This is a genomic window from Herbaspirillum sp. SJZ107 (genome assembly GCF_006715485.1).
Lineage (GTDB): Bacteria > Pseudomonadota > Gammaproteobacteria > Burkholderiales > Burkholderiaceae_D > Telluria.
In genome coordinates this window covers 649,391-675,152 of record NZ_VFNH01000001.1, presented here as the reverse complement: position 1 = coordinate 675,152, position 25,762 = coordinate 649,391, and the positions used below count along the sequence as shown (strand labels likewise).

Sequence of the window (25,762 nt, the reverse complement as noted above, 5' to 3'; positions counted from 1 at the left end):
CGCGGCTATCCCGGCGGCGCCCCGGCGCCGTCGCAGGACGCGTCGCGCGCCGGATCGCAGCTGCGCGCCCGCCCCAGCATGTTGATTTTAATACGGCGGATCGCGCCGCCGTGGAACAGCGACAGCGTGCCGTAGCGCGCTGCCGCGCTGTTGCTGTCGCTGCAGCTGCGTCCGGCGCCATTGTAGGCGATATAGTAAGGCGGCGCAGGGCTGGTGAAGGCAAAGGCGACCGCCACGCCGTCGGGTAGCGGATCGTGCTCGGCAATGATGTCGTCGCCGGGCCCCGGCTGGCCGTCGCCGTCGCGGTCGACGAACACGCGCCAGCCGCGGCGCCAGTCGGCACCGAGCGGATCGCGCGGCAGCAGCTTGACGGTCTGCCCGCGCGCCAGCGCCTGGCTGCGCGCCAGGCCGAGCGCGGCAAACAGGTCGCCGCTGGCGCTCTTCAGCTGCTGGTTGCGCACCAGCACGGCAAGTTCCGGCAGCGCCAGCGCCAGCAGCATCGTCGCCACGGCCAGAACGACCGTCATTTCCACCAGCGACAGGCCGGCCTGCCTAAGTGACCGCACGGCTGCGGCGCTCATGGCCAGCAGCGCCCGGTCGCACCGGCGCCCTGCCCGTCCGCCGTGCCCTGCGCACTGTGGTTGCCCAGGCTGTCCAGCGTCAGCGCGCCGCAGTCCGGATCGCGGAAGCGCACGTCGACCCGGGGCGTGCCGGGCCGGGCACGGATCTCGATGCAGTCGGTCAACGCGCGGCCGGGACAGGCATAGGCGTCCAGCTCATAGGCGCTGAGCGCCGCCCGGTCGCCCGACCACCATGGAAAGGCGGCGGCATCGGCATCGTCCTCGGACGCCGCCGAGAACGGAATATAAGTGTTGTGCCGCAAAAAATAGCGCTCCTGGCGCTGCATCGCCTCGATCAGCGCCACCTGGCCTTCGGTGCGCCGGGTGCGCACGATATAGCCGGCATAGCTGGGCCACGCGATCGATGTGAGGATCGCCATGATCGCCAGCACGATCAGCATTTCGACCAGGGTAAAGCCGTGTCGCCTGTTCATTCCGTCTCCTCGATCTGGATTCAATGCAGGGCCCGCGCGTGCAGCTCGGGCCAGTTGGGGATCTCGCGCCAGCTGATGCGGCCGGTGGGCGGACCGGTGCCAGCCGGCGTACCCGGCGCGGGCGGATCGGTGGGGGCGGCTGGCTGTGCCTGGCCGCCTTGCCCGCTTTGGCCATTGCCGGGTGGCGCAGCGGCCGCCGGCCTGCGCACGATCGCCTGCAGCACGACCTGGGTCGTGGCGCGGGTGCCGAAGCCGATGGCGGTAATCCGGTACAGGTGATGCAGCGGTGGCGGCGCAGGCCCGGCCGGTGCGAGCTTTTCGATCAGGTAACCGGGCAGCCGCGCCGGCAGGACGCCGCCGCCGGTCGCCAGCACGGCACCGGTGTAGCGCCCATACGGCACCACCGGCGTACCGTCGTCAGCGGCGAGGTCGACGGCCTGCCACGCCGGTGGCAAGGGCGATGCCGCCGGCAGGCACAAGCCGAGATCCTGGCTGCCGGTGCCGCAGCCATCGGCGAACCCGCCGCTGCCGCCAGCGAACCAGGCGGCGCGGGCCGGGGACGGCGAGGCGGCGCCGCCGATATCGGCCTCGGCGTCGGCCAGCGCCATCCCGGCCGCCGCACGCGCGACCATGCGCTCGCGCTCCGTCCGCGCCGCCGCCATCGAGCCGAAGGCGGTGCGCGCAATGGAGGCGCCGAGGATCAGCGCACCCAGCATCAGGACCAGCGCGCAGACCAGGGCCAGGCCGTGCTCGCGTGGGTACATTCGCGGATGACGGCGCCGATCCCCATCAAGCCGTGCGTGCCCCTGCAGGCGTGGCCGGGGCTGCCTCCGGCAACAACAAGGGGAGGAACGAACGCGCTTCATGGCATCGCCGCCGGCACTACCACGGTCGCAGTGAACAGCCGCCGCTCGCGCGCACGCAGCATGGCCGGCATATCGGCTTCGTGCAGCACACTGCCGGGATCCGCGTCCACCGCGCCGGACGGCGCATACCCCGAGCCCAGCAGTGCGTAGCCGAGCGCCCCGCCCTCGCGCCGCGTCGGCCGCGCGCCGTGCAGCAACAGGCCGATGCGCACGCTGACCACGCGCTTCCAGTAAGTCTGCCGGTGCAGCGCTTCAACGTCGGCACCCAGGCCGAGCGCGGCGTCGAGGCCGGCGATGGCGGCGGCATTCAGGTAGCGGTTGGCGACATGGTCGCGCGGCTCGTCGGTATCGACGCCGTACAGCACCTGGAAACCGTCGACGCCGCTGACGAGCGCATCGGCGCCCCAATTGGACGTGCCGCGGTATTTGCAGCGCAGCTCGGCCTCGCCGTCGGCATTCCTGGCCACGTAGAAAATGCTCCAGCCCTCCTCGCCTTCCGGATGGGCGAAACCCGCGCAATCGAGCACGCTGCCGTCGCCGCCGGGGGCGGCCCCGGCGCCGGGAAAGCGCACCGCCAGCACGTCGCTGCCATTCCCGGCATCGGGCTGGGGCGTGTCGATGCCGAACGTGGTCTTGGCCAGCGAGCAGGCGTCGAGCCCGGCCAGGTGCGCCGGCAGCACGGCGGGATCGCCGCCCGCCTGCGCCGGATCAAACCAGGCCGCTTGGCGCACCGCCCGCGCAATCAGCTCGAGCGCATAGCGTCCGCCGTCGTCGATGGCGGACGCTTCGGTCTGCGCCGCGTAAGCCTCGCCCGCCAGCGCGAGCAGGCGGCCGGCGCCCAGCACCACGGCCAGGCTCACCGTCAGCGCGACCAGCATCTCGGCCAGCGTCAGGCCGCACTCGTGGATGCGGGAGCGCCGCACAGGCGCGATGGTCCGCAGGCGCCGCGCGCTCACGCATCGCCTCCCGCGACCGCCAGCACAACCCGCGGCAATGCCGCCGTGTCGTCCGCCTCGCGCCATCCGAGCTTGATCACGAGCGGCGCGCCGGCCTCGCCGCTGCAGGACCACGACGGCTCCCCCGACGCGCCCGGCGCCGAAGCGTCGCGGCAAGCCAGGATGCGTGCGCCGGCAAAGCGCACCGCCAGCTCGCGCGCTGCCTCGGCCAGGTCGAAGCGGGCCAGCTCGCCGGTATCGCAGGCGCTGGCGCCATAGCAGGCAGGGCCGGACGGTGGCGCCCCGGCATCGGTGGCGTAGTCGAGCTGGAGGTAGGGATTATCGGCGTCCGCCAGCGCCAGCGCCGCCGGGTTGGCGCGCATGCGCTCGGCCAGCGCGGCGGCCAGCTGGACACCGTCTGCCATGCGCGCCGCCGCGCGGCTGCTGCGCAGCGCCATGGCCTGCACGCCGGCCGCCCCGGCAATGCCGAGCGCGACGACGAACAGGGCCACCAGCACTTCGGCCAGCGTAAAGCCGGCCTCGGCCCGGCTTGCACGGACAGCGGCATGCATCGATCACCTCCACGTTCACGAACAGGAGATGCGACGATATACAGTCGAGCCCGGGCCGGCGGTGGGGCGCCTCAACCGTACGGACGGAACTAAAAAGAAGGGAGAAAGGTCAGCGGGCGTGCCAGCGGCCAGCGGGGCTCGCAAACGCCCCAGGGCAAGGCGCAGCCTCGAAGACAGTACGCCGGGTTGGCCAATGAGCGGCGAGAGGCTGCAACGCCGCCATCGGGCGTTGACGAGCGGGCGCTACTTCTTGGGCTGGCCGACTTCGGCGATCGCTTCCTGGAACTCGGCCAGGTCTTCGAAGTTCTTGTAGACCGAGGCAAAGCGGATGTAGGCGATCTTGTCGAGGCGCTTGAGTTCCTGCATCACCAGCTCGCCGACGTGGCCGGTATCGACTTCGCGGCGGCCGCTGGTCAGCAGTTTTTCTTCGATCGAGGCGCAGGCGGCGTCGATCGCCTCGGCCGAGACCGGGCGCTTGCGCAAGGCCAGGCGCAGGCTGCCGCGCAGCTTGTCCGACTCGTACTCGGTGCGGCTGCCGTCCTTCTTGACGATGATCGGCATCGACAGTTCGATGCGTTCGTAGGTCGTGAACCGCTTGTCGCATTGGGCGCAGCGGCGCCGGCGCCGGATGGCATCGCCCACCTCGGATACGCGGGTATCGAGGACCTGGGTGTCTTCATGCTGACAGAACGGACATTTCATGGGCGCCGCAACTTGACTGGATACTGCTGTAAAAACGGCGCCCGAAGGCGCCTGTGGAACGCGAAGCTTAGGCTTCGTAGACCGGGTACTTGTCGGTCAGCTGCTTGACTTCGGCTTTCACGCGCTCGATGGTCGCGGCGTCGTGCGGGTTGTCCAGCACGTCGGCGATCAGGTGGCCGACCTTGGCCGCGTCTTCTTCCTTGAAGCCGCGGGTGGTGAAGGCCGGGCTGCCCAGGCGGATGCCCGAGGTGACGAACGGCTTCTGCGGGTCGTTCGGGATGCCGTTCTTGTTGCAGGTCATGTGGGCCTGGCCCAGGATGGCTTCCGCTTCCTTGCCGGTGAGGCCTTTCGCGCGCAGGTCGACCAGCATCACGTGCGATTCGGTACGGCCCGAGACGATGCGCAGGCCGCGCTCGGTCAGGGTGTCGGCCAGGACCTTGGCGTTCTTGACCACCTGCTGCTGGTAGGCCTTGAATTCCGGCGACAGCGCTTCCTTGAAGGCGACCGCTTTACCGGCGATCACGTGCACCAGCGGACCGCCCTGGATGCCCGGGAAGATCGCCGAGTTGATGGCCTTTTCGTGCTCGGCCTTCATCAGGATGACGCCGCCGCGCGGACCGCGCAGGGACTTGTGGGTGGTCGAGGTCACGAAGTCGGCGTACGGCACCGGGTTCGGGTACTCGCCGGCGGCGATCAGGCCGGCGTAGTGGGCCATGTCGACCATGAAGTAGGCGCCGACTTCCTTGGCGATGCGGGCGAAGCGCTCGAAGTCGATGCGCAGCGCGAAAGCCGAGGCGCCGGCGATGATCATCTTCGGCTTGTGCTCGCGCGCCAGGCGCTCCATGCCTTCGTAGTCGATGTCTTCCTGCTCGGTCAGGCCGTAGGAGATGACGTTGAACCATTTGCCCGACATGTTCAGCGCCATGCCGTGGGTCAGGTGGCCGCCTTCGGCCAGCGACATGCCCATGATGGTGTCGCCCGGCTTCAGCATGGCGAAGAATACGCCCTGGTTGGCCTGCGAGCCCGAATTCGGCTGGACGTTGGCGGCTTCGGCGCCGAACAGTTCCTTCAGCCGGTCGATCGCCAGCTGCTCGACGACGTCGACGTATTCGCAGCCGCCGTAGTAGCGCTTGCCCGGGTAGCCTTCGGCGTACTTGTTGGTCAGCTGGGAGCCCTGTGCCTGCATCACGGCCGGGGAAGTGTAATTCTCGGAAGCGATCAGCTCGATGTGGTCTTGCTGGCGGCGATTTTCATTCTGGATGGCATTCCACAGATCCGGGTCAACCTTGGCGAGCGTGTGATCTTTTGCAAACATGAAAAAAACTCCAATCGATAAGAGGTCCAGGCAATGGGCGCGCCCGATCGAGGCAGAGGCCGCGAACGGACAGCGGACACGCGACGGACAGTCGGTGCGACCATTGATGGCTGCCCAGGCGAACGGCAAGACGGCATCTCACGTTCCCCGGTGGACGCCCACCTTCGCCGCGCGATCGCACGGTTTTCGCCAGTTACGTGAGAAGTGACAGAGCTGCCGATTGTAAGTGATGTGACGGTTGGGAAGCAAGGAACGGTCATGACGGCCTGGCAAGACTCATTTGCATGGCCATTTCGGCTACAATCCGATGATTATCCATTCACCGCTTACCCACCCGGGACTCCAACCATGATCGTTTTCATCACCGGCGCATCGGCCGGCTTCGGCGCCGCGATGGCGCGCACCTTCGTCAAGAACGGCCACCAGGTGGTATTGGCGGCACGGCGCAAGGCGCGCCTGGAAGCGCTTGCCGCCGAACTGGGCGAATCGGCGCTGCCGGTCGAGATGGATGTGACCGACAAGGCGTCGATCGAGGAAGCGCTGTCGATGCTGCCGCAATCCTGGCGCCAGATCGACGTGCTGATCAACAATGCCGGCCTGGCCCTGAACACCAAGCCGGCGCACGAAGTGCCGCTGGCCGACTGGGAGACCATGATCGACACCAACGTCAAGGGCCTGGTGACCATGACCCACGCGCTGCTGCCGTCGATGGTCGAGCGCGGCAGCGGCCTGGTGATCAACCTGGGCTCGGTCGCCGGCCACTACCCTTACCCGGGCGGCAACGTGTATGGCGCCACCAAGGCCTTCGTCGAGCAGTTCACGCTGAACCTGCGCGCCGACCTGGTCGGCACCGGCGTGCGCGCCACCAACATCGCGCCGGGCCTGTGCGGCGGCACCGAATTCTCGAACGTGCGCCTGAAGGGCGACGATGCGGCCGCCGCCAAGGTCTACGAAGGCACCCAGCCGCTGACCGCCGACGACATCGCCGCGACCGCCTACTGGATCGCCACCCTGCCGCCGCACGTCAACATCAATTCCATCGAAATGATGCCGACCTGCCAGGGCTTCGCGCCGTTCAACGTCAAGCGCAGCTGATCCCCGAATTCGGGATCGGAGCACGTTCACGGACAAATTCGGGGTCAGAACCCTTTTTATGGTCAGCCTCTGCAGTGCGCATCAGGCTCGCGCTGCGCGGCGACGCCCCTGAGATGTTTTTGTCAGAATATTGATGTTGAATGTACTCTGACCGCGAATTGCGGGTTTGTTTCTGCGGCGGCGCGTGTTGTGAGAAAGTGTTACAGTTGTTGGCTTGACATCCAGATGTCAAGTTTACTACGCACATTTCACGCTGATAGCTATGTACCCTAGAGTACATATAGATAACCACATGGCGTAAAATGTTTCCCATTTTTATTTATGGCAGCTGAAATGCCTTCAGTTTTTACCTGGACGGTAAGGGTCTATTACGAAGACACCGATGCCGGCGGGATCGTTTATTACGCCAACTACCTGAAGTTCTTCGAACGGGCGCGCACCGAATGGCTGCGTTCGCTCGGCATTCACCAGCAAGATCTGCTCAGCACCGAAGGGGCTGCCTTCGTCGTGCGCAGCGCCAGTGTCGAGTATCTCGGTGCGGCGCGCCTGGACGACGAATTGACCCTGCGCTTGAGCATCGAAAAACTCGGCCGTGCCTCGGTCCAGTTTGCCCAGCAAGCCTGGCGCGGCGACACCCTGCTGGCCAGCGCCAACGTAAAAGTCGGCTGCGTCGACGCCGCCACGCTGCGTCCCCGTTCCATTCCTGACATCGCCGCTGATAAAATGCGGGCCGCCTGAACAATTCCTTTTGCATAAAGAGACCGCACACCGATGAACGCAGTCCCCGACCTTTCCTTCGTTGACCTGATCAGCCACGCCCACATCCTCGTCAAGCTGATCATGGCCCTGCTGTTTGCCGTGTCGCTGTTCAGCTGGACCTACATCTTCCGCAAGGTATTCGCACTGCGCGCCGCGCGTCGCCAGACCGAGCAGTTCGAGCGCAGCTTCTGGGCCGGCGGCAATTTGCATACCCTGCACCAGAGCGCCAGCAGCCAGCGCGACCAGAGCGGCCCGCTGGCGCGCATCTTCGAAGCCGGCATGGGCGAATTCATCAAGGGCAAGCAGGCCGCGCGCGACTCGCTCGACGTCAATGCCGTGCTGGACGGCGCCCGCCGCGCAATGCGCGCCGCCTTCCACCGCGAACTCGATTCGCTCGACACCCACCTGAACTTCCTGGCCTCGGTCGGTTCGGTCTCTCCCTACATCGGCCTGCTGGGCACGGTCTGGGGCATCATGAACGCCTTCCGCGGCCTGGCCAGCGTGCAGCAGGCGACGCTGGCAACGGTCGCCCCCGGCATTGCCGAAGCGCTGATCGCCACCGCCATCGGCCTGTTCGCCGCGATCCCGGCCGTGGTCGCGTACAACCGCTTCACCCACGACATCGACCGCCTCGCGATCCGCTTCGAAAGCTTCGTCGAGGAATTCTCGAACATCCTGCAGCGCCAGTCGCGCTGATCGCCGCGTCGAGGACTCACATGGCCTTCAACAGCAACTTGCGGAGCAGCCGCCGCAAGCTCAAATCGGAAATCAACGTCGTGCCCTACATCGACGTGATGCTGGTGCTGCTCATCATCTTCATGGCGGTGCCGCCGTCCCAGAATCCGAGCGAAATCAACCTGCCGAGCGCCGAGCGCACCACCCAGCCGCCGAGCGACTACATCCAGATCGCCGTCAAGGAAAAGGGCGTGCTGTCGATCGGCATCGTCGGGAAGACCCCGCAAGGCCTGGAAGACGTGGCCGACCGCACCGCGCTGATCGAGCGCCTGCGCGCCACCCACGAAGACCATCCCGACTATCCGGTGCTGATCTCGGGCGACCGCGACAGTAAATACGACGACGTGATCCAGCTGATTTCGGAAGCCAAGAAGATGGGGATCAATCGCGTCGGCCTTGCGACAAAATGACGACCAAGCACGACACCGCCGGCTCGCCCTACCGGGTGCCGCCCGAACCGAAACGCTGGCCGTCGATCAGCCTGGCGGTGGGCGTGCACGCCCTCCTGCTGGCCTTCCTGTACATCGGCGTGAGCTGGCAGACCACTGCGCCGATCCAGGTCGAAGCCGAAGTCTGGGACATGAAGGTCCAGTCGGCCGCCCCGCCGCCACCGCCGCCCGCGCCTGAACCCGAGCCCGAACCGGAACCCGAGCCGACGCCGCCGGCACCGACGCCGCGCGCGGCCGAGCCGCCCCCACCGCCGCCGGTTGCCAAGCCGGAGCCGGTCGCCAAGCCGGCGCCGAAGACGCCGGATATCGCCCTCGAGCGCGAAAAGAAGCGCAAGGAAGAGCTGAAGCGCAAGCAGGCGCAGGAGGAAGAAGACCGTCTGGAACGCGAACGCGAGCTCGCCGAACAGAAGCGCGCCGACGAAAAGAAAGCCAAGGCCCTGGCCGACAAGCAGGAGCGCCAGCGCGAGGAAAAAGAGCGCAAGCTGGCCGAACAGAAGGAACGCGAAGCCGCCGAGAAGAAGGAACAGCTGGCGAAACAGGAACAGGCCAGGAAAGAAGAAGCGGAAAAGAAAAAAGCGGACAAGGAAAAGGCCGAGAAACTGGCCAAGGAAAAAGCTGCCAAGGACAAGGCTGCGAAAGAGAAAGCCGAAGCCGACCAGCTGGCCAAGCTCGCCAAGCTGTCGCGTGACGCAGAGACGAAACGCATCACCGGCAGCGGCAATCCGGGCAGCACCGGCAGCGCCGAGAAGTCGACAGCGCCGCGTCTCGACGCCGGCTACCAGGCCGCGATCGCCGCCAAGATCAAGAGCAATGCGAACTACGCGGGCAACACCGATGTGCCGGGCAATCCGACCGTCAGCTTCAAGGTCGAGCAGTTGCCGACCGGTGAAGTGGTGTCGGTCAGGAAGGTCAAGAGCAGCGGCATTCCAGAGTTCGACGACGCCGTGGAACGCAGTATTAACAAATCGTCACCACTACCGAAGAAGAAAGATGGTACGGTAGAGCGCTCTCTTTCAGTCAACTTCCACATGAAGGACCTGAACTGAAATGACTCGACCTTAACTTATCCGAGAGACTCATGAAGAAACTACATACCCTGCTGTTCTCGGCCAGCCTGCTGATGGGCGCGGCCGCACACGCCCAACTGAACGTCGAAATCGCCGGCGTGGGCGCGAACCAGATCCCGGTCGCGGTGGCCGCTTTTGCCGATGAATCGGTGGCACCGGAACAGGTGTCCGCCATCATCCGCGCCGACCTGCAGCGCAGCGGCGTATTCAAGGTCATCGACGCGCGCCAGACCATTTCCGACGGCGCCAGCGTCGACATGGCCGCCTTCAAGGCCAGCGGCGCCGACGCGCTGGTGGTGGGCTCGGTCAAGCGCACCGCCGACGGCCGCTTCGAAGTCCGCTACAAGCTGTACGACACAGTCAAGAAGAGCCAGCTGTCGCAGCTGGGCGATACCGTCAGCCCGCGCAACACCCGGCTCGAAGCGCACCGCATTGCCGACGACGTCTACGAAAAGTTGACCGGCAGCCGCGGCATCTTCTCGACGCGCATCGCCTACGTGAAGGAAAACCGCGCCGGCCGCGACTACCAGCTGGTGGTGGCCGATGCCGACGGCGAAGGCGAACAGATCGCCGCGCACGGCAAGGAGCCGATCATCTCGCCGGCCTGGTCGCCGGACGGCACCAAGGTCGCCTACGTGTCCTTCGAACTGCGCAAGCCGGTGATCTACGTGCAGAACCTGGTGACCGGCCAGCGTACCGTGGTCGCCAACGAGCGCGGCAGCAACTCGGCGCCGTCCTGGTCGCCCGACGGCACCAAGCTGGCGCTGGCACTGTCGAAGACCGGCAATACCCAGATCTTCATCGTGAACGCGGACGGCAGCGGCATGCGCCGCCTGTCCAACAGCAACGGCATCGACACCGAACCGCAGTTCTCGGCCGACGGCCAGAGCATCTACTTCACGAGCGACCGCAGCGGCGGACCGCAAATCTACAAGATGAGCGTGGGCGGTGGCCAGGCCACCCGCGTCACGTTCAAAGGCAGCTACAACATCAGTCCTCGTGTATCCTCCGACGGCAAGACGCTGGCGTGGATTTCACAACGCGAAGGGGGTTTTTCCCTGTATGCGATGGACCTCGCGAGCGGCCAGGAACTGCGCCTGGCCGACGGGGCTTCCGAACCGAGTTTCTCGCCGAACGGCAAGTACATCATGTATGCGACCAAGGGCGGCGGTCGCGTCGCATTGGCCGTGGTATCGGTCGATGGACGCGTCAAGCAGCGCTTGACGACCCAGGCGGGAAATATCCGGGAACCCAGCTGGGGCCCGTTTATGAAGTGAAGAAGTAAATATTTTTTGACCAGGAGAAAAACCCCATGAGCAACTTCAAGAGTGTAGCTTTCATCGCGTCGGCAGCAGCCCTGCTGTCGGCGTGCTCGTCGACCCCGAAACTGCAGGAAACCCCGGTTGTCGAAAAGCCGCCGGTCGCCAACACGACCCCGCCGGCCGACACCAGCCGTGACATCCGTCCGGTCGAAACCGGCAACGTCGATCCGCTGAACGACCCGAAAGGCGTCCTGGCGAACCGCAGCGTGTACTTCGACTTCGACAGCTACGTCGTCCGTGACGACGGCAAGCCTGTCGTCGAAAACCACTCGGCGTTCCTGACCAAGAACAAGCAGCGCCACATCCTGATCCAAGGTAACACCGACGATCGCGGCGGCACCGAGTACAACCTGGCCCTGGGCCAGAAGCGTGCCGAAGCCGTGCGCAAGTCGATGGCTGCCCTGGGCGTGGCCGACAGCCAGATGGAAGCCGTCTCGCTGGGCGAAGAAAAGCCGAAGGCAACCGGTTCGGGCGAATCCGCCTGGGCCGAGAACCGTCGTGCCGACATCGTCTATCAGTAATCGGACAATCCTTCGCGGCCTATCCTCCGCGGCTGGGGCGCCCCCGGCTGATTGACAGCGGGGCGGGAAGCGGTGCAGACTGCTTCCCGCCCCGTTTCCCCAAGAAAGACTCGAAGATGATCACACTGTCCCAGTTCCGCCTCGCGGCCGTCGCCCTCGCCCTGGCTGCCTGGATGCCGCTGCAGGCGAGCGCCGGCATTCTCGATGACGACGAAGCCCGCCGCGCCATCCTCGACCTGCGCGCCAAGGTCGACGCCATGTCCCGCGACATCAACGCCCGCATCGATGCCAAGGCCGACAAGAACGTCACGGTCGACATGCTGAACCAGCACGAACAGACGATGCGCGAAATCGCCGCCCTGCGCGGCCAGATCGAAGTGCTGGGCAACCAGATCGCCATGGCCCAGAAAGGCCAGAAAGACCTGTACGCCGACCTCGACGCCCGCATCAAGAAGCTCGAGCCGCGCCAGGAAACCATCGACGGCCAGACCGCCGAAGTGCTGCCGACCGAAAAACAGGCCTACGACGCAGCCTACGCCCGCTTCACCTCGGCCGACTACGCCGGCGCCATCAGCGCCTTCCAGGACTTCGTACGCCGTTTCCCGACCTCGGCCTACGCCCCGAACGCCCAGTACTGGCTCGGCAACGCCTACTACATGCAGCGCGACTACAAGAACGCGATCGCCGCCCAGGAAGCCGTGCTGAGCAACTACGGCACCAGCCCGAAGGCGCCGGATTCGATGCTGAACATCGCCAGCAATTACGCCGAACTGAAGGACCTGAAAAACGCCAAGAAGACCCTGCAGCAACTGGTCAAGAAATACCCGGACACCAATGCGGCCCAGGCGGCCAAGGACCGGCTGGCGGCGCTGAAGTAATGGGTTTATCCGTTTTGAGGCTGAGCTGGTTCATGAACGTTTGACAGCCCTGCGGATCGGCTCTATAATCTTGCTTCTTTCGGGTCGTTAGCTCAGCTGGTAGAGCAGCGGACTTTTAATCCGTTGGTCGCAGGTTCGAATCCCGCACGGCCTACCACGAATTCAGTAGCAGCATTGAAGGCATCATGAGTGATCATGGTGCCTTTTTTGTTTTTGGCATTTGCATTATCTTGTGCTTTTATTAGAGAAAGCTGCCGTGCTCTTCAATGCCGCTCAATCTTTAGCCTAGACCATTTCATTCCACTATCGTAGATTTTTTCTACCTGCTCTTCCAATTCATTAACCTTACGCTCAACAGCCTTCGCCGCTCGTGTTCCGGTATCAGCGGCGGTATCATAAGCGTCATTTACCATTTCTGCCGATTCCCTGACTTTCCTTGTTGTAAAGTCGGCGGCTTTATTGAAACCACTATGAACAGCATCTGCTACATTATTAGCAATCTTGTCAGTGGAATCTAGGGCATCTCTGCCAATCTTTCCCGCTGCATCGGAGGCGACTCGTACGCTTTCTTCCCCTATCACCGCGACTTTATGAAGGGCGTTGCCTATCTGTTGTTCTTTACAATGCAGCCAGTTCCCACCCTCTTTCCAGATACTGATACTTGACTCATCTACTCCGCGCTGCATGAAATAACTGAAAGGCTCGACGTTCATTAGAAAGTCAACCTTAGAATCATGTATGTATTGCGTAAAGAAGTTTACAACAGCATCAGAAGCGTTTGTATCCCATGCCGCTAGCTGCCAGGAAAGCAACTTAACATATTGCGCATTTCTCGCCGCCGTGGGTAGTCCATATCGTAACAGTCCAGGAAACTCTCTGGTTGACCGCCAAAGCGCAACTTCAGTTGCCATACTGTCTGGACCCAGCAAGGACTTCAACACGCTCGAACGCCGAATACGCTCGCCGGGACTGATACCACGTCGTCTACTTAGGGTACCATGTGCACTGTAGTAGAGTTTCATATGAGCCGTTATCTGGTTTTCTATACTTCTATTGTTCCGCCCACACTCGGTGATGTACTTGGCGTATGCCGCCTCTGTTTCTGGACGACATTCAAAACGTTCTCTGAAGATACTGTTGTGTGAACGCTTGAGATCTTCGTAGCTAATGATTCTAACGCCGCTCAGCAATGCCTCCCTCATCATTTCACGTAGAGGAATTCGAGCATAGTTGTTATCAACAGATTGATCTCTAGGTCCATAACCACCACCAACATCCGAGTGCACACCTGGGAATGCCCGCTCCACCCAATTCCCTGCAAGCTTCCCATTCTTGCGTATCAAGTCGACAGGGAAGGAAAACCTCAGTTCGTGGGCTGCAATATAGTGCACACATCTCTCGACAAAAGGTGAAACTATCAACTCACGCTCAGTAAAGGGCGTCCGAGCATTCATTGATGGAACACCGAAAGATGCAACTGTATCAAAAATCCCCACGAAACTTATTCGCAATGGATATCCTTGATAGAATAGTTGTCCTTCCTTATCTGTGCACATACCCAGTATCCGATTTGAGAATGCCCTCGCCAATGCAGCGCCGCGAGAAAACCCGAAAATCGAAATGTCAATTACTTTGATAAGATTAAATTTTGACAACACCGCATTGATATCGGCCAAACTTTCCCTGCTGCTTTCCGTCGCATACTTCGAAAACCGCCCTCCAAGGGATTTCGCATTCGCAATTAAGACATCTCGCAAATGATCATTGACCATATTTCTGCCATGATCCATACGTCTGTCTCCACCAGAACCCGCACCCCCTCCACCAAGGTTATCCTCCATCCAGACGATGGCGTTTTCCAGCCAATCAGTGGCCTTGTTATTGCTCGTTGTTCCTACGCCTCTTATATACACCGGGAATACAGACTTCTTCTTATTGCTCTGCGCTGCTAATGCCGCGGACTCGTAAAGGCGCGCCACATTACTCCATTTCTTTTCGGCGATGTCGGCGTCCTTATTATTTCCTGTTCCATCAAAAAACAACATGACATGAACTTCGGTCCGGCAATCCTGGAAGGGTCCCGGAGCGCCATCTGGCACATCACGATTCGCAGCCAGAGCGGATCGCGCCAGGTCAGCTGCCATTCTGCCTGCCCTCCCAGGTACGTATGATCATCATTCCCCGCTCGGTCTGGAGTTCATCAGGCGTACCGGTGCTCAGCTTGATCTCGACTGTATAATCGGGATAAATATGAAGACCCAACCATTTCATCCGCTCTGCTATTTCGGTGATGACTGGGACGTTTCTCGCCGTTATGAGATCGCCATTTCCTGACATTTGCTCGGGGCCGTCAAGCTTCCAGTTCACGACTTGCCGACCCAAAGTTATTTCTTGCATAGCCAACACGGCGTTTGCTCCATAAAATCCATGAGCAGCAGCACTCATGAAATGCTCACCGTTCATCATCACGTCGAAAATAGGCCGATCCAGATAGTTGAATAAAGAAACGTTTATTTGAGTGCGCATTGTGCGAGCCTTACAAGCAGAGAAGAAAGGAATCAATAAAAGTCCACAAAATCGCCTGCGCTGGCAGCCTGCTTCAGGCAGAACGGTCACCGAACCTTCCATTGCTATACCTTTTACGGAAGTTGATCAATTAAGTCGTGAAATGCAAGCTCCCGGCGGAATAACTTTTCAAAAGCATCTATGACAATTTTTTCCTGATGTATCCGCTTCCGGTAGATCAACTTCAAACAAACAAAATTTACGAGATCCTTCATTGAAGACAATTCAATTTCTCTTGCTTTTGCGAGCGATTGAACTATGAATTCATAACGATGAGAGGGCGCGAAATCACTGATAAGAGTTGGCTGATTGGATTCGATATAATACAAGATGTGGTCTGGAACGCTGCCCTCGACCAGGTCGTCTACCTGATCCTGCGATAATCTGATCGGAAACGCCTCATACGTCGCCTTATTTTCGGTCACATCGATCGAGTGCGTTGTGCCAAGGCGATCCCAATACCACCAATTTTTCAGGTTTCGGAAGAGCGCGTTTTTTTGGGCAGAACGCAGCACTGGCCCTTTGACGTGAAGGGTATGATCATCCGGTTGCCCTATAAGACTGCCCAGAACTGCCGGATCCCAGAATGCTAGAAAGATCGCATCGCCGTCCGGTAAAGTACATTCTGTGCAAATGGATAAATGATTCCAAAGACATTTAAAGTCAAGCTCAGTCGCGATGACGGTGATACAAGCTTCTACACGCCTATGGTTCGAAATCCAGCGCCAGGCGGCGTTCTTGTTCAGTGGTGATCCGATTTCAGCCAAGTGTGGAGTTTGTGCTGCAACTGGGCTACGCTGACTTGAATCAAATAAGCAACGTGCTTTAAATCCGGGCTGCTGAATCGCAAAAGGCAAGGCCTTTTGCTGAGCGCTGTCGGCGATTGCATACCATCTCAACAAGCCATTTCCTCTGGCGACTTCTTCAAATATATGATGATCGCGGCTCGAAATATTCATCTTATGCTCCCTTATTAACAAACGCGGACCGCTGAGCCGCGCGTTTTCGGAGGCACTCGACGCAAACCGATAAGGGCAAAACTGGAAATTTATAGCTGATTTGTTCCGCTGCACTCAGCTCTTCCTCCCCGCATGCACTGTGATCTTTCCTGGACACCGTACTTCAATATTTCCGCTTTCGATTACGATATTTGCGCCGCCGGTTGTAGACAATGAGATACGCGTCGCCGCCGCCCAGTCAATATGACCATTTGCACTTAATACGTTGATCTCATCGCGGGCTTTCACTTTCAGTTCCCCCGTCTGTGCCTGTATATCAACCATATCCTTCGCAGTGATCAGCTGCAACCCTTCCTTTCCCTCGGTGACACTGGTAGCCCCGCCAAGTACGCCAATGACTTGACCCGCCTGTAAACGCATCTGGCTCCCCGTATTGAACTGGACATTTTCTCCACTCACCAACACAACGGTTTCGCCGTTCGCCAACTGTAAACTTTGCCCAGCACTCGCACCAAGACCTTCTTTGCAAGCCAGTGTGATCATCGGATCACGCGAGTCCGCCACCTTGCCCCCTTCTGAATGGAAAGCCAGTCCACCCGTTTGATGCATTACGGAAGTCGAATGAAAAACGTCTACCAGCTTTCTCATTTGCGTCAGCAGCCCAACCCCTGCGGCATTTTCACCAGCCGAATCACGCATTGAGGCACTGTGATTGATCGAATAACTCGACACGAGCAAGCCCTTCCCTGCCCTCGCCGCACCATAGGTATCTGTCCGCAGTTCAGCGCCCAGCCCGCGAAAGCTGCCGCGATAATTGTCAGCCGCATGAACCAAGTGCCCCAGGTCGAGCGACGCCGCCCCATGCGTAGACCTGAGCTGCACCCGCCCCTGCCCATCGGTATCGTCGAACAGCAACTGGTTGTAGCCCGCCCCACCAAATTCCTTGCTGCGCACACCCCACTGCGCTGCCGGATTGCGATGGCCGTCGCTGTCGGCCGAAGCGCCATGCCATACCGGGCTATTGCCCCCAGTCAGATTGCCCTGCCCCGAGCGCGCCTGATCGTGGGCTGGCGCGAAGACCGCCGGATTGCTGTCAGCATCGAATCTCCCGCCGGGCGTGGGCGCGATGCCGCCTTCACCGCGGCCGTTGTAGAGCGCGCCGACGATGATCGGCCGGTCGACATCGTTCTCGAGAAATTGCACCAGCACTTCCTGGCCGATGCGCGGCAAAAACTGGCTGCCCATGCCGGCGCCGGCCACACGTTGTGCGACACGGACCCAGCAGCTGCAGTCGTCGTCCTGCCAGTGGAAACGAATGCGCACCCGGCCAAGGCGGTCGCAATACAGTTCGTCGGCGCCGTTGGGCTGGTCATTGCCGTCGGCGCCGATCACGATCGCGCTCTGGCTGCCGAGGGCGGTCGGCTGGTCGTCGGCGATGGGACGCCAGACGATGTCGGCGGGCAGCGCATCGAAGCAGTTGGCGTAACCGGTCTCGCGTGCCTGCGCCAGTGCCTGCGCGAGGTCGTCGGGCCGCTCCACAGACACAAGCGATTGCAGCACGTCCTCGAGCGGTCCGAACAGCTGCGCCAGTGCCTGCTGGGCAACCGTCGGCAGGTTGTTCACGCCGAAGCTGGTGACGCGCACTACCGTAAACGACGACGCCTCGCCAAGCGACCGCAAGGGCGTACCGGTGACCGTCATCCGCGTACCGGCACGCAGCGTACGCACGGTCGAACGCCCATGCCACAGCTGGCCGCGCGCTTCCTGTGCTTCCATGCGCATGTCGGCATGGCGCTGGGCCTGCTCGCGCGTCGCGAACGCATACGGGCGCGGCATATCGAAGGATTCCAGCACGGGCAGATTGCGCCCGGGACGGACCAGCGACGGCGAGCTGGCGGCCACGATCTGCTTGGCCTTGTAGTCGCTGCTGAGTAAAGTGGTGAGGGAAACGTGCAGGCTGCGCCGGGCAGCCAGCGCCTGTATTGTGTCCTGGCGCTCGACCGAACGTGCGCCGTGATAGCGGATGCCGTCTTCGGCCGCGCACGTCGCGTCCGCGGGTACCGCGGCTTGCCGGGTGCTGTCGGCGAACAGTACGATACCGGGCCCGTCTTGGTCCTGTTCGATGCGCCAGCACAGGCCCTCCTCGGCCAGCAGGCGGCGCACGAAGCCGAGGTCGGACTCTCGGTACTGGCAGCAGTAGCTGCGTGGCGGGACGCCCTCCATGCGCGACCCGACATCGTCGCTCCAGCGCCAGCGTGCCAGCGGTTGATAGGCTTCGAACACGCTGTCGACAATCTCGACCACGCTGCGCTCTTGCCACACGCGGCTGTTGCGCACGTGCGCCAGGCGCCACAGCCAGGAGGCGATACGGATGCGGTAGCGCGCCAGGCCGCCGTCGCTGCCCAGCATCTCGACCTCGCTGATGTCGCCGGCGAAGCGGGTGCGGGTGCCGTCGGCCTGACTGATGTCGAGTGCGGCCGGCTGGCCGAGCCAGGTGCCGGCGTCGAGGTGGGCGCTGGTCGACAGCACAATCACGTCGCGGGTGCCGATGGCGTCGATCGCGTCGTCGGAGGAGAACGCCTCGACCAGCAGCATGCCATCGTCATCGCCATCGCCCAGCGTCAGCGCATACAAGCGGCTGCTACTGGCAAATGCCCCCAGCGCAGTCACGATCTGATCCCTCAGCGCAGTGCTCATGACCCGGCAAGCTCCCTGGCAAGTCGTCGACAACCTTGCCAAGCTACCTTATGGTTCTGCAGAACAATTGCGCAACGTCATTTCCCGTGCCGTGCAACGAAAAAGCCGGCGAATCCGTGGCATCCAGCAGACACCTCCAAATGAAGAAAGAATCTGTCCGATGCAGCACGGATCGCCGCACCGGACAAGGGCTCAGGTCACGCCGTCCGCTACCGGCATGGCCACCTTGCGCAGGCACACGGAAAAACTCGAGGTGCTCGGGTTATCCACGAATACGCAGCGCTTGCCGTTGCGCTTGCAGAAATCCTTGACGCGCCAGTAAGCCTGGTGGCTGATGCAGCCGGTCTGGCAGATCACCAGGTCGGCTGCGGCCAGGCTGGTGTCGAGCAGTTCGCTGGCCTGCTCGAGGCCGCCGTCGTGGTGCATGAAGCGCGCGCCTTCCTTTTCGAGCAGGTCGCGGTAGTTCGGCACGTTGCCGCTGCGCCCGCCGACGCACAGCACGGTCTTGTCGGCCAGGTCCAGCGCCGGCGCGGAAACAGCAGCAGGCGCAGGCTGCACCGGCGGCAACGGCGGCGGCGTAGCCGCCTCCTGGCGTTCGCGTGCAAAGCGCTGGCGCAGCTGCGCCATCTTGTCCGACAGCGCCTGTTCGCGCGCTTCCAGTTCCTCGACCCGGCGCGCCAGGCGCTCGCGGTCGCGCAGGTCCGGCAGCGCGGCCTGCAGCGTGTCCAGCTCGCGTCGCAAGGATTCGATCGTGCTGTCGCGCTGGGCCAGTTCGGCGCGCAGTTGACAGCCCTCCGCGGTCAGCCGGGCCAGCTCGCGCGTCCTGGCGTCGGCAGTGCGTGCAGCCTTGTCCCGGGTCTGCTCCAGCTCGCGGGAGATGCCCGCGTTCTGCTTCTGCAGCTCGGCGAAGCGGCCCAGGTCGACCCGCGTGCTGGCGCCGGCCTGGTGCTGGATCATGTGCATGTCGCGCACCACGTTTTCGATCATGGCCAGGTCGCAGCGCGGATGGGTCAGCGTGGCCCAGAACGGGCCGGCGACGTCGCCGCGTTCGACCGCCTGGCGCCAGGCCGCGTGCAGGGCGGCGGCATCGCGCAGGCCGCGGAACTGGCGCAGCACGGTGGCGAAGCGTTCGTCGAGGGTGCGCTGCAGCAGCTCGGCCATGCGGTTGCGGCTCGCGCATTCGTGCACGGCCCAGACGTGGACGTCGTAGTCGTCTCCCTCCAGCGGCCGCACCAGCAGCTTGTTGACGAGCCTGCGCAGCATTGCCAGCGGCAGGCAGACCCCAATCAGCGGGCAATGGCAATTGGTCGGCAGCTCCCACAGGCGCCGGCGGCGCGATCCGACGGGCTCGACCTCACCCGTGCAACTGTCCTTGATGGCGTGTTCGCACATGGCCGCCCCTCAATGCAGGGCCGGCCGCTCGGCCTTGGCCGCAAGCCGGGTACGGGCTTCGTCCAGCAGGTGCTGGGCCTTGGCGACGATGACGCTCAGCTCGCTGAAGCCGTCGGGGTCGAGGCGCAGCGTGAGCTGGGACAGGTGCAGGTGGATGGTGCCGCACTCGGGGCAGGCCAGCACCTGGCCGGCCGGGCCGGCAGACAGGACGATGCAGTTGCAGGAAGAATGGGAGGCGGTCATGGCAGCCCTCGGTAAGGAGACGGTTTTACTCTAACCCAGTTCCGCTCTTATGTAAATGAGAATCATTATCATTAAATGTGAAGTCGACTATGTATAGTTGCCGCAACTCAATAATTCAAGAAACTCCTGCCCCGTCTCTTTCCTAAAGGAATATTCTTACGAGGTCATGCATTCATCCGACCCGCTCGTCGGTTACCATCCGACACCGACCGATTTCCTGACCCCATCGCTGCCATGCCCCTCGACCTATCAGAGACCCTCGTTGTCGGCATCTCCGCCACGGCCCTGTTCGACCTGGCCGAAGCCGACGCCGTCTATAAAGCCAAGTACGCGAAAAACCCGAACAATGCGCTCGACGAATACCGCGCCTACATGCTGGAACGCGAAAACGAACCGCTGCGCGACGGCACAGGCATGGCGCTGGTGCGCGCCCTGCTCGGCCTGAACCGCTACGCGCCGTCGGAATCGAAGCCGCTGGTCGAGGTGGTCGTCATGTCGCGCAACAGTCCCGAGACCGGGGTGCGCGTCTTCAACAATATCCGCTCGCGCGGCCTCTCCATCTCGCGCCATGCCTTTACCGGCGGGCATTCGGTGGTCGATTATCTGGACGCCTTCGCGGTGGACCTGTTCCTGACCACCAACGTCGAAGATGCCCAGCGCGTGATCGACGCCAAGGCGGCGGCCGCGGCAGTGCTGAAGGCGCCGCCGCAGGGTGGGGACGCGCCGCCCGACGACCAGGTGCGCATCGCCTTCGACGGCGACGCCGTGCTGTTCGACGATGCCAGCGAACTGGTCTACAAGACCGAGGGCCTGGAGCGCTTCCACACCACCGAGAACGAAAAGCAGAAAGAGCCGATGGCCGATGGCCCTTACGCCATCCTGCTGCGCAAGCTGGCCAGCCTGCAGAAGCGCCTGCCGTTCGGGGCCGACGTGTCGCCGGTGCGCATCGCGATCGTCACCGCACGCAGCGCCCCGGCCGAGATGCGCGTGATCAATACGCTGCGCCACTGGGGCGTGTACGTCAACGAGATCTTCTTCCTCGGCGGCGTGCAGAAGACCAAGGTGGTCAAAGCCTTCCGCGCCCACATCTTCTTCGACGACCAGGACCTGCACCTCGACCCGGCCGCCAAGCACGTGCCGTCCGGCCGCGTGCCCTACCGCTCCGACTCGCCGCTGTATTCGCACCTGCATGCGCCCACGGCAACGGCGCCGCTGGTCGACATGGGCAGCGAACCGCCGCTGCTGCTCGACAAGGTCGACGCCGGCTGATCCCCTCCCCCTGCTGCGCCGCCGGCACCGTGCCGGCGGCGCCGCGCATCTCCAAACGGACCGTGCCCATGCCGCGTCCGCTGCCTCTACCATCAATTCGTGTTCCCCCGATGGCCGCCGCCCAGGCAAGGTCCTGCTCACGTTTATTGCTATAAAAGCTCAACCCATGCAAACACCCGGGTTTGGTTATAAAATGCGTTTCTTATATTTCTCAGACGCATATACGACGTCCGGAACGAATTTTGAGGCTTCCATGAGCATTCAACTGATCCTGAACCTGGCGCTTGCCCTTGCCGTGTGCGTGCTTCTGTATGTCATGCAGCAGCGCCACGTTTCCTTCACCAAGCGGGTGTTCACCGGCCTCGGCCTGGGTATCGTGCTGGGCGCCGCCTTCCAGGCGGTCTACGGCAACGGCGCGCCCGTGATCGCCGCCACCAATGAGTACCTGAAGGTGATCGGCGAGGGTTACGTGAAGCTGCTGCAAATGGTGATCATGCCGCTGATCATGGTCTCGATCATCCAGGCCATCCTCAAGCTGCGCGACGCCTCTTCGCTCGGCAAGATCAGCGCGCTGACCATCGGCACGCTGATGGTCACGACCGCGATCGCCGCCTCGATCGGCATCCTGATGGCCAAGCTGTACGGCCTGAGCGCGGTCGGCCTGACCTCGAGCGCCGCCGAAATCGCGCGCGGCCACTACCTCGAAGGCAAGCTGTCGACCGCGCAGCAGCTGTCGATCCCGAACATGATCCTCTCCTTCATTCCGGAGAACCCCTTCCTCGACATGACTGGCACCCGCAACACCTCGACCATCGCCGTCGTCGTGTTCTCGATCTTCATCGGCGTCTCCGCCACCGGCATCGCCGGCAAGAAGCCGGAAGTATTCGAATCCTTCAGCCACTTCGTCCACGTTGCCCACGTGATCGTGATGCGCATGGTGACCCTGGTGCTGCGCCTGACCCCGTTCGGCGTGTTCGCGCTGATCACCAAGGTGCTGGCCAGCTCCAGCCTGCAGGACATCCTGCACCTGATCGGCTTCGTGATGGCTTCGTACAGCGCCCTGCTGCTGATGTTCGGCGTCCACCTCCTGATCGTCAGCGGCATCGGCCTGAATCCGGTGCGCTATGTGAAGAAGATCTTCCCGGTGCTGGCCTTCGCCTTCACCTCGCGCACCTCGGCCGGCTCGATCCCGATGAGCGTGCAGACCCAGACCGGGCGCCTCGGCACGCCGGAAGGCATCGCCAACTTCGCCGCCTCGTTCGGCTCGATGATGGGCCAGAACGGCTGCGCCGGCATCTACCCGGCCATGCTGGCGGTGATGATCGCCCCGACCGTCGGCATCGACCCGTTCACCGTCGACTTCCTGCTGCCGCTGATCGGCATCGTCACCATCGGCTCGGTCGGCGTGGCCGGCGTCGGCGGCGGCGCCACCTTCGCCGCGCTGATCGTGCTGTCGGCGCTGAACCTGCCGGTGGCGCTGGCCGGGCTCCTGATCTCGATCGAACCACTGATCGACATGGGCCGCACCGCGCTCAACGTCAGCGGCTCGATCACCGCCGGCACCGTCGCCAGCCGCCTGCTCGGCCAGACCGACGTGCAGGTCTTCAACAGCGACGCCGAGGTCAACCTCGACGGCGACCAGCTGGTCGCCTGAATTCCACTCTTATAATGGCCATCAGGAAAGCATTCTTGATGGCCTGAATGCCCGCCGTAAGTTCCCTCCTACACAACAATTAGCCCTCTCCTACACGACAATCCGTTACACGTTTTCAGCCGGAATCGTGCGCTGAACTCCCGCAGAATCCGTCTATGATGCCCACATGTCAAAAAAACAAACGGGCGGGTGATGGAACAGAAGTGGCCTCAGGAAATCTGGTTGGTACGACACGGACAGAGTGCGGGTAACGTCGCGCGCGATGCCGCCGAGGCTGCCGCCGGATTGCGCATCGATATCGCCGAGCGCGACGTCGACGTGCCCCTGTCCGAGCTCGGTGTGCGCCAGTCGCAGGCGCTGTCCGGCTGGTTCGCGGCCCTCGGTCCCGGGCGCCAGCCGACCGTCGTGCTGCATTCGCCCTACGTGCGCGCGGCCCAGACGGCCGACCTGGTCATGGCCGGCATGGACCGCGAAGAGATGATCGCCATCCACGCCGACGAACGCCTGCGCGAAAAGGAATTCGGCATCCTCGACCGCCTGACCGTGCGCGGCATCGCCGAACAGTTTCCCGACCTGCACGAACAGCGCCACCATGTCGGCAAGTTCTATTTCCGGCCGCCTGGCGGCGAAAGCTGGTGCGACGTCATCCTGCGCCTGCGCAGCGTGCTCGACACCATCACCCGCGAGTATGCCGGCGAACGCGTGCTGATCGTGGCGCACCAGGTCATCGTCAACTGCTTCCGCTACCTGCTCGAGCGCATGGACGAGGCCCGCATCCTGGCCGAAGACCGCGCCGGCGACGTGCCCAACTGCTCGGTCACCTCCTACGAATTCGACCGCTCACTCGGCAAGCGCGGCAAGCTGGCCGTCAGGCTGATCAATTTCGTCGCTCCCCTGGAAGCGTCCGGCACCCCGGTCACGGCCAGCAAGGACATGCCTGCCGCACCCAAGGCCTGAGCCGCCCATCTACTGCCAACCGACCATGACGCACACCCACGCCAAAGCGCGCGATATCGACGACAACCTGCTGCGCAGCTGGCCGCTGCCGGTGCCTTCCGAGGAAGGCGACAAGGAAGTACGCGGCCACGTGCTGATCCTCGGCGGCTCGCGCGAAATGCCGGGCGCCGTGATCCTGGCCGCCACCGCCGCCATGCGCGCCGGCGCCGGCAAGCTGACCATCGCCACCGGACGCAGCGTGGCCCAGCTGGTCGCGCTCGCCATTCCCGAGTCGCGCGTGCTGGGGCTGGCCGAGAACGACGCCGGCGGTTTTACGGTCGAGGCCGTTGCTGCGCTGGATCCGCTGGCCGACAAGATCAACGCCATCCTGGTCGGGCCGGGCATGCAGGACGAGGCAGCCACCGCGCGCCTGGTGCATGCGCTGCTGCCGCGCCTGGAAGGCAGCAATACCAGCGTGCTGCTCGACGCCGAAGCCATGGGCGCGATCCTGCAGCCGCCGGACGCGGCGGCCGCTGCCGGCAAGGAAGCCGGCGCCGCTGTCAACGCACCTTTCCGCTTCAACGTTCCAGTGTTGCTAACCCCGCATGCGGGCGAGATGGCGCACCTGACCGGCATCGACAAGGATGCCATCCAGGACGATCCCGACCGCCATGCGCTGGAAGCCGCGCAGCGCTGGAACGCGGTGGTGGCGCTCAAGGGAGCGCGCACCGTGATCGCGGCGCCAAACGGCGACTGCTGGCAGCACGAAGGCGGCAACGTCGGGCTGGCCACCTCGGGGTCGGGCGACGTGCTGGCCGGGATCATCGCCGGTCTGGCGGCACGCGGCGCCGACCTGGCGCAGGCGGTCAGCTGGGGCGTTGCACTGCATGCCCGTGCCGGCGTGCGCCTGGCCGAACGTTTGGGAACATTGGGTTATCTGGCGCGGGAATTGCCTGAAGAAATTCCTGCCCTGCTCGAACAAGCCGCCGGCGGCAAGGCCGCCCCGGCAGACAGACTATCCGGCAGCACGCCGGTGGGAGTTAAGGGTTGAACATTAAAAGTTCGCTCTTATCTAATCCGCATGTCGTATCGCGGATAAAGCAAGAGGTGGGCAGTTCGGCGAACCGGCAACCAGCGTGCTGGTCTAATTGACACCGTCGAATTCGTGCACCGAACGGGGCCGCGTATTGCGTCGGTTCCCTAAGGTTCTGCAGCCATGCCGTCTGGCCTGGAAGCGAACCCAACTGGCGCCACCGACCCTCCAGCGCCTCACCTGGAGACGGCGGCACAAGATAGACGTGAACGAGGAGTAAAACAAATGAAAACGCTTAACAACGCATCGAAAATTCTGTTCGCAGCCGCCCTGATGGCAAGCCTCGCCGCTTGCAAGAAAAACGACACGACCAGCACCACCGGCACTGGCGACACGTCGGCAACCGCACCGTCGACCACGTCGGGCACCAGCGGCACCGGCGGCACCGGCACCACGGGTGACACCAGCACCGGCGCCGGCGCAGCCGGCACCACCGGCGGCACCACCGGCGCGACCGGCACCACCGGCGATACCGGCACCGGCGCAACCGGCACCGGCACCACGGGCACCGGCGCAACCGGCACCACGGGCGGCACCACCGGCACCGGCACCACCGGCGGCAGCTCGGGCACCTCGGGTACCTCGGGCACGGCTGGCAGCGGCACCGGCGCCGACACCACCAACTCGGGTTCGACCGGCGGCACCAGCGGTACCAGCACCAGCGGTTCGGGCACCGGTCGCTGA

General features: G+C 63.1%; 26 protein-coding genes, 1 tRNA gene and 1 riboswitch. Of the genes, 14 read left to right on the top strand and 13 right to left on the bottom strand.

Annotated features, from left to right (window positions below; genetic code table 11):
* Positions 1–5: 5 nt before the first annotated feature.
* From FBX97_RS03010 to glyA, 7 genes are all read right to left on the bottom strand, one after another.
* Entirely contained in the window at positions 6–581 is a 576-nt protein-coding gene (locus tag FBX97_RS03010) for a GspH/FimT family pseudopilin (protein ID WP_141828758.1), read from the bottom strand.
* On the bottom strand, positions 578–1,054 hold the full coding sequence (locus FBX97_RS03005) for a type IV pilin protein (protein WP_141828757.1): 477 nt from the start codon (positions 1,052–1,054) through the stop codon (positions 578–580). Before FBX97_RS03005 ends, FBX97_RS03010 begins: the two co-directional genes overlap by 4 nt.
* A 20-nt stretch (positions 1,055–1,074) precedes the next feature.
* A complete protein-coding gene (locus FBX97_RS03000) occupies positions 1,075–1,818 on the bottom strand; it encodes a pilus assembly protein (protein ID WP_141828756.1) in 744 nt (247 codons plus the stop codon).
* 98 nt (positions 1,819–1,916) lie between these two features.
* On the bottom strand, positions 1,917–2,876 hold the full coding sequence (locus FBX97_RS02995; protein ID WP_255517267.1) for a PilW family protein: 960 nt from the start codon (positions 2,874–2,876) through the stop codon (positions 1,917–1,919).
* Entirely contained in the window at positions 2,873–3,427 is a 555-nt protein-coding gene (gene pilV, locus FBX97_RS02990) for a type IV pilus modification protein PilV (protein WP_141828754.1), read from the bottom strand. Before pilV ends, FBX97_RS02995 begins: the two co-directional genes overlap by 4 nt.
* A 243-nt stretch (positions 3,428–3,670) precedes the next feature.
* Positions 3,671–4,129: a transcriptional regulator NrdR gene (gene nrdR, locus FBX97_RS02985; protein WP_141828753.1), complete on the bottom strand. Its 459-nt coding sequence runs from the start codon at positions 4,127–4,129 to the stop codon at positions 3,671–3,673.
* Positions 4,130–4,196: 67 nt separating this feature from the next.
* Positions 4,197–5,444 (bottom strand): serine hydroxymethyltransferase, encoded by a 1,248-nt coding sequence (gene glyA, locus FBX97_RS02980; RefSeq protein ID WP_141828752.1) that lies wholly within the window; start codon positions 5,442–5,444, stop codon positions 4,197–4,199.
* Between the two features lie 105 nt (positions 5,445–5,549).
* Positions 5,550–5,651, bottom strand: a riboswitch (ZMP/ZTP riboswitch).
* A 141-nt stretch (positions 5,652–5,792) separates the two neighbouring features.
* Here glyA and FBX97_RS02975 point away from each other — a divergent pair.
* From FBX97_RS02975 to FBX97_RS02935, 9 genes are all read left to right on the top strand, one after another.
* Positions 5,793–6,539 (top strand): SDR family oxidoreductase, encoded by a 747-nt coding sequence (locus tag FBX97_RS02975; RefSeq protein WP_141828751.1) that lies wholly within the window; start codon positions 5,793–5,795, stop codon positions 6,537–6,539.
* A gap of 333 nt (positions 6,540–6,872) precedes the next feature.
* The gene (ybgC, locus tag FBX97_RS02970) at positions 6,873–7,277 is read left to right on the top strand and encodes a tol-pal system-associated acyl-CoA thioesterase (RefSeq protein WP_141828750.1); all 405 of its coding nucleotides are present in this window, start codon (positions 6,873–6,875) and stop codon (positions 7,275–7,277) included.
* 33 nt (positions 7,278–7,310) lie between these two features.
* Entirely contained in the window at positions 7,311–7,994 is a 684-nt protein-coding gene (gene tolQ, locus FBX97_RS02965) for a protein TolQ (RefSeq protein WP_141828749.1), read from the top strand.
* A gap of 20 nt (positions 7,995–8,014) precedes the next feature.
* On the top strand, positions 8,015–8,443 hold the full coding sequence (locus FBX97_RS02960; RefSeq protein WP_141828748.1) for a biopolymer transporter ExbD: 429 nt from the start codon (positions 8,015–8,017) through the stop codon (positions 8,441–8,443).
* The gene (tolA, locus tag FBX97_RS02955) at positions 8,440–9,528 is read left to right on the top strand and encodes a cell envelope integrity protein TolA (protein WP_141828747.1); all 1,089 of its coding nucleotides are present in this window, start codon (positions 8,440–8,442) and stop codon (positions 9,526–9,528) included. Before FBX97_RS02960 ends, tolA begins: the two co-directional genes overlap by 4 nt.
* Before the next feature lie 32 nt (positions 9,529–9,560).
* Positions 9,561–10,826 carry a Tol-Pal system beta propeller repeat protein TolB gene (gene tolB, locus FBX97_RS02950; RefSeq protein WP_141828746.1) on the top strand — a complete coding sequence of 422 codons (1,266 nt, stop codon included), beginning with the start codon at positions 9,561–9,563 and terminating at the stop codon, positions 10,824–10,826.
* A gap of 35 nt (positions 10,827–10,861) precedes the next feature.
* The gene (gene pal, locus FBX97_RS02945; protein WP_141828745.1) at positions 10,862–11,392 is read left to right on the top strand and encodes a peptidoglycan-associated lipoprotein Pal; all 531 of its coding nucleotides are present in this window, start codon (positions 10,862–10,864) and stop codon (positions 11,390–11,392) included.
* Between the two features lie 116 nt (positions 11,393–11,508).
* Positions 11,509–12,270 (top strand): tol-pal system protein YbgF, encoded by a 762-nt coding sequence (gene ybgF / locus FBX97_RS02940; protein ID WP_141828744.1) that lies wholly within the window; start codon positions 11,509–11,511, stop codon positions 12,268–12,270.
* An 81-nt stretch (positions 12,271–12,351) separates the two neighbouring features.
* Positions 12,352–12,427, top strand: a tRNA-Lys gene (locus tag FBX97_RS02935).
* Between the two features lie 106 nt (positions 12,428–12,533).
* Here the strand turns inward: FBX97_RS02935 and FBX97_RS02930 are convergent.
* From FBX97_RS02930 to FBX97_RS02905, 6 genes are all read right to left on the bottom strand, one after another.
* Positions 12,534–14,414, bottom strand: a complete 1,881-nt coding sequence (locus FBX97_RS02930) for a DUF2235 domain-containing protein (RefSeq protein ID WP_141828743.1) — start codon at positions 14,412–14,414, stop codon at positions 12,534–12,536.
* On the bottom strand, positions 14,404–14,898 hold the full coding sequence (locus FBX97_RS02925; protein ID WP_141828742.1) for a hypothetical protein: 495 nt from the start codon (positions 14,896–14,898) through the stop codon (positions 14,404–14,406). Before FBX97_RS02925 ends, FBX97_RS02930 begins: the two co-directional genes overlap by 11 nt.
* Before the next feature lie 11 nt (positions 14,899–14,909).
* On the bottom strand, positions 14,910–15,794 hold the full coding sequence (locus FBX97_RS02920) for a DUF4123 domain-containing protein (RefSeq protein WP_141828741.1): 885 nt from the start codon (positions 15,792–15,794) through the stop codon (positions 14,910–14,912).
* A gap of 114 nt (positions 15,795–15,908) precedes the next feature.
* Positions 15,909–18,491, bottom strand: a complete 2,583-nt coding sequence (locus FBX97_RS02915; protein ID WP_370457126.1) for a type VI secretion system Vgr family protein — start codon at positions 18,489–18,491, stop codon at positions 15,909–15,911.
* Positions 18,492–18,683: 192 nt separating this feature from the next.
* Positions 18,684–19,883 carry a DUF2325 domain-containing protein gene (locus tag FBX97_RS02910; RefSeq protein WP_141828740.1) on the bottom strand — a complete coding sequence of 400 codons (1,200 nt, stop codon included), beginning with the start codon at positions 19,881–19,883 and terminating at the stop codon, positions 18,684–18,686.
* 9 nt (positions 19,884–19,892) lie between these two features.
* Complete coding sequence (locus tag FBX97_RS02905) at positions 19,893–20,126, bottom strand: hypothetical protein (protein ID WP_141828739.1); 234 nt, start codon at positions 20,124–20,126, stop codon at positions 19,893–19,895.
* A gap of 234 nt (positions 20,127–20,360) precedes the next feature.
* On the opposite strand from FBX97_RS02905, the gene FBX97_RS02900 reads away from it, so the two are divergent.
* The 5 genes from FBX97_RS02900 (at position 20,361) to FBX97_RS02880 (ending at position 25,762) form a co-directional block, all read left to right on the top strand.
* Positions 20,361–21,395, top strand: a complete 1,035-nt coding sequence (locus FBX97_RS02900; RefSeq protein ID WP_141828738.1) for a 5'-nucleotidase — start codon at positions 20,361–20,363, stop codon at positions 21,393–21,395.
* 253 nt (positions 21,396–21,648) lie between these two features.
* On the top strand, positions 21,649–23,049 hold the full coding sequence (locus FBX97_RS02895) for an L-cystine transporter (protein ID WP_141828737.1): 1,401 nt from the start codon (positions 21,649–21,651) through the stop codon (positions 23,047–23,049).
* Positions 23,050–23,271: 222 nt separating this feature from the next.
* Positions 23,272–24,006 carry a histidine phosphatase family protein gene (locus tag FBX97_RS02890; RefSeq protein WP_370457125.1) on the top strand — a complete coding sequence of 245 codons (735 nt, stop codon included), beginning with the start codon at positions 23,272–23,274 and terminating at the stop codon, positions 24,004–24,006.
* A gap of 25 nt (positions 24,007–24,031) precedes the next feature.
* The gene (locus FBX97_RS02885; protein ID WP_141828735.1) at positions 24,032–25,036 is read left to right on the top strand and encodes an NAD(P)H-hydrate dehydratase; all 1,005 of its coding nucleotides are present in this window, start codon (positions 24,032–24,034) and stop codon (positions 25,034–25,036) included.
* Positions 25,037–25,303: 267 nt separating this feature from the next.
* Positions 25,304–25,762 (top strand): hypothetical protein, encoded by a 459-nt coding sequence (locus tag FBX97_RS02880; RefSeq protein WP_185748448.1) that lies wholly within the window; start codon positions 25,304–25,306, stop codon positions 25,760–25,762.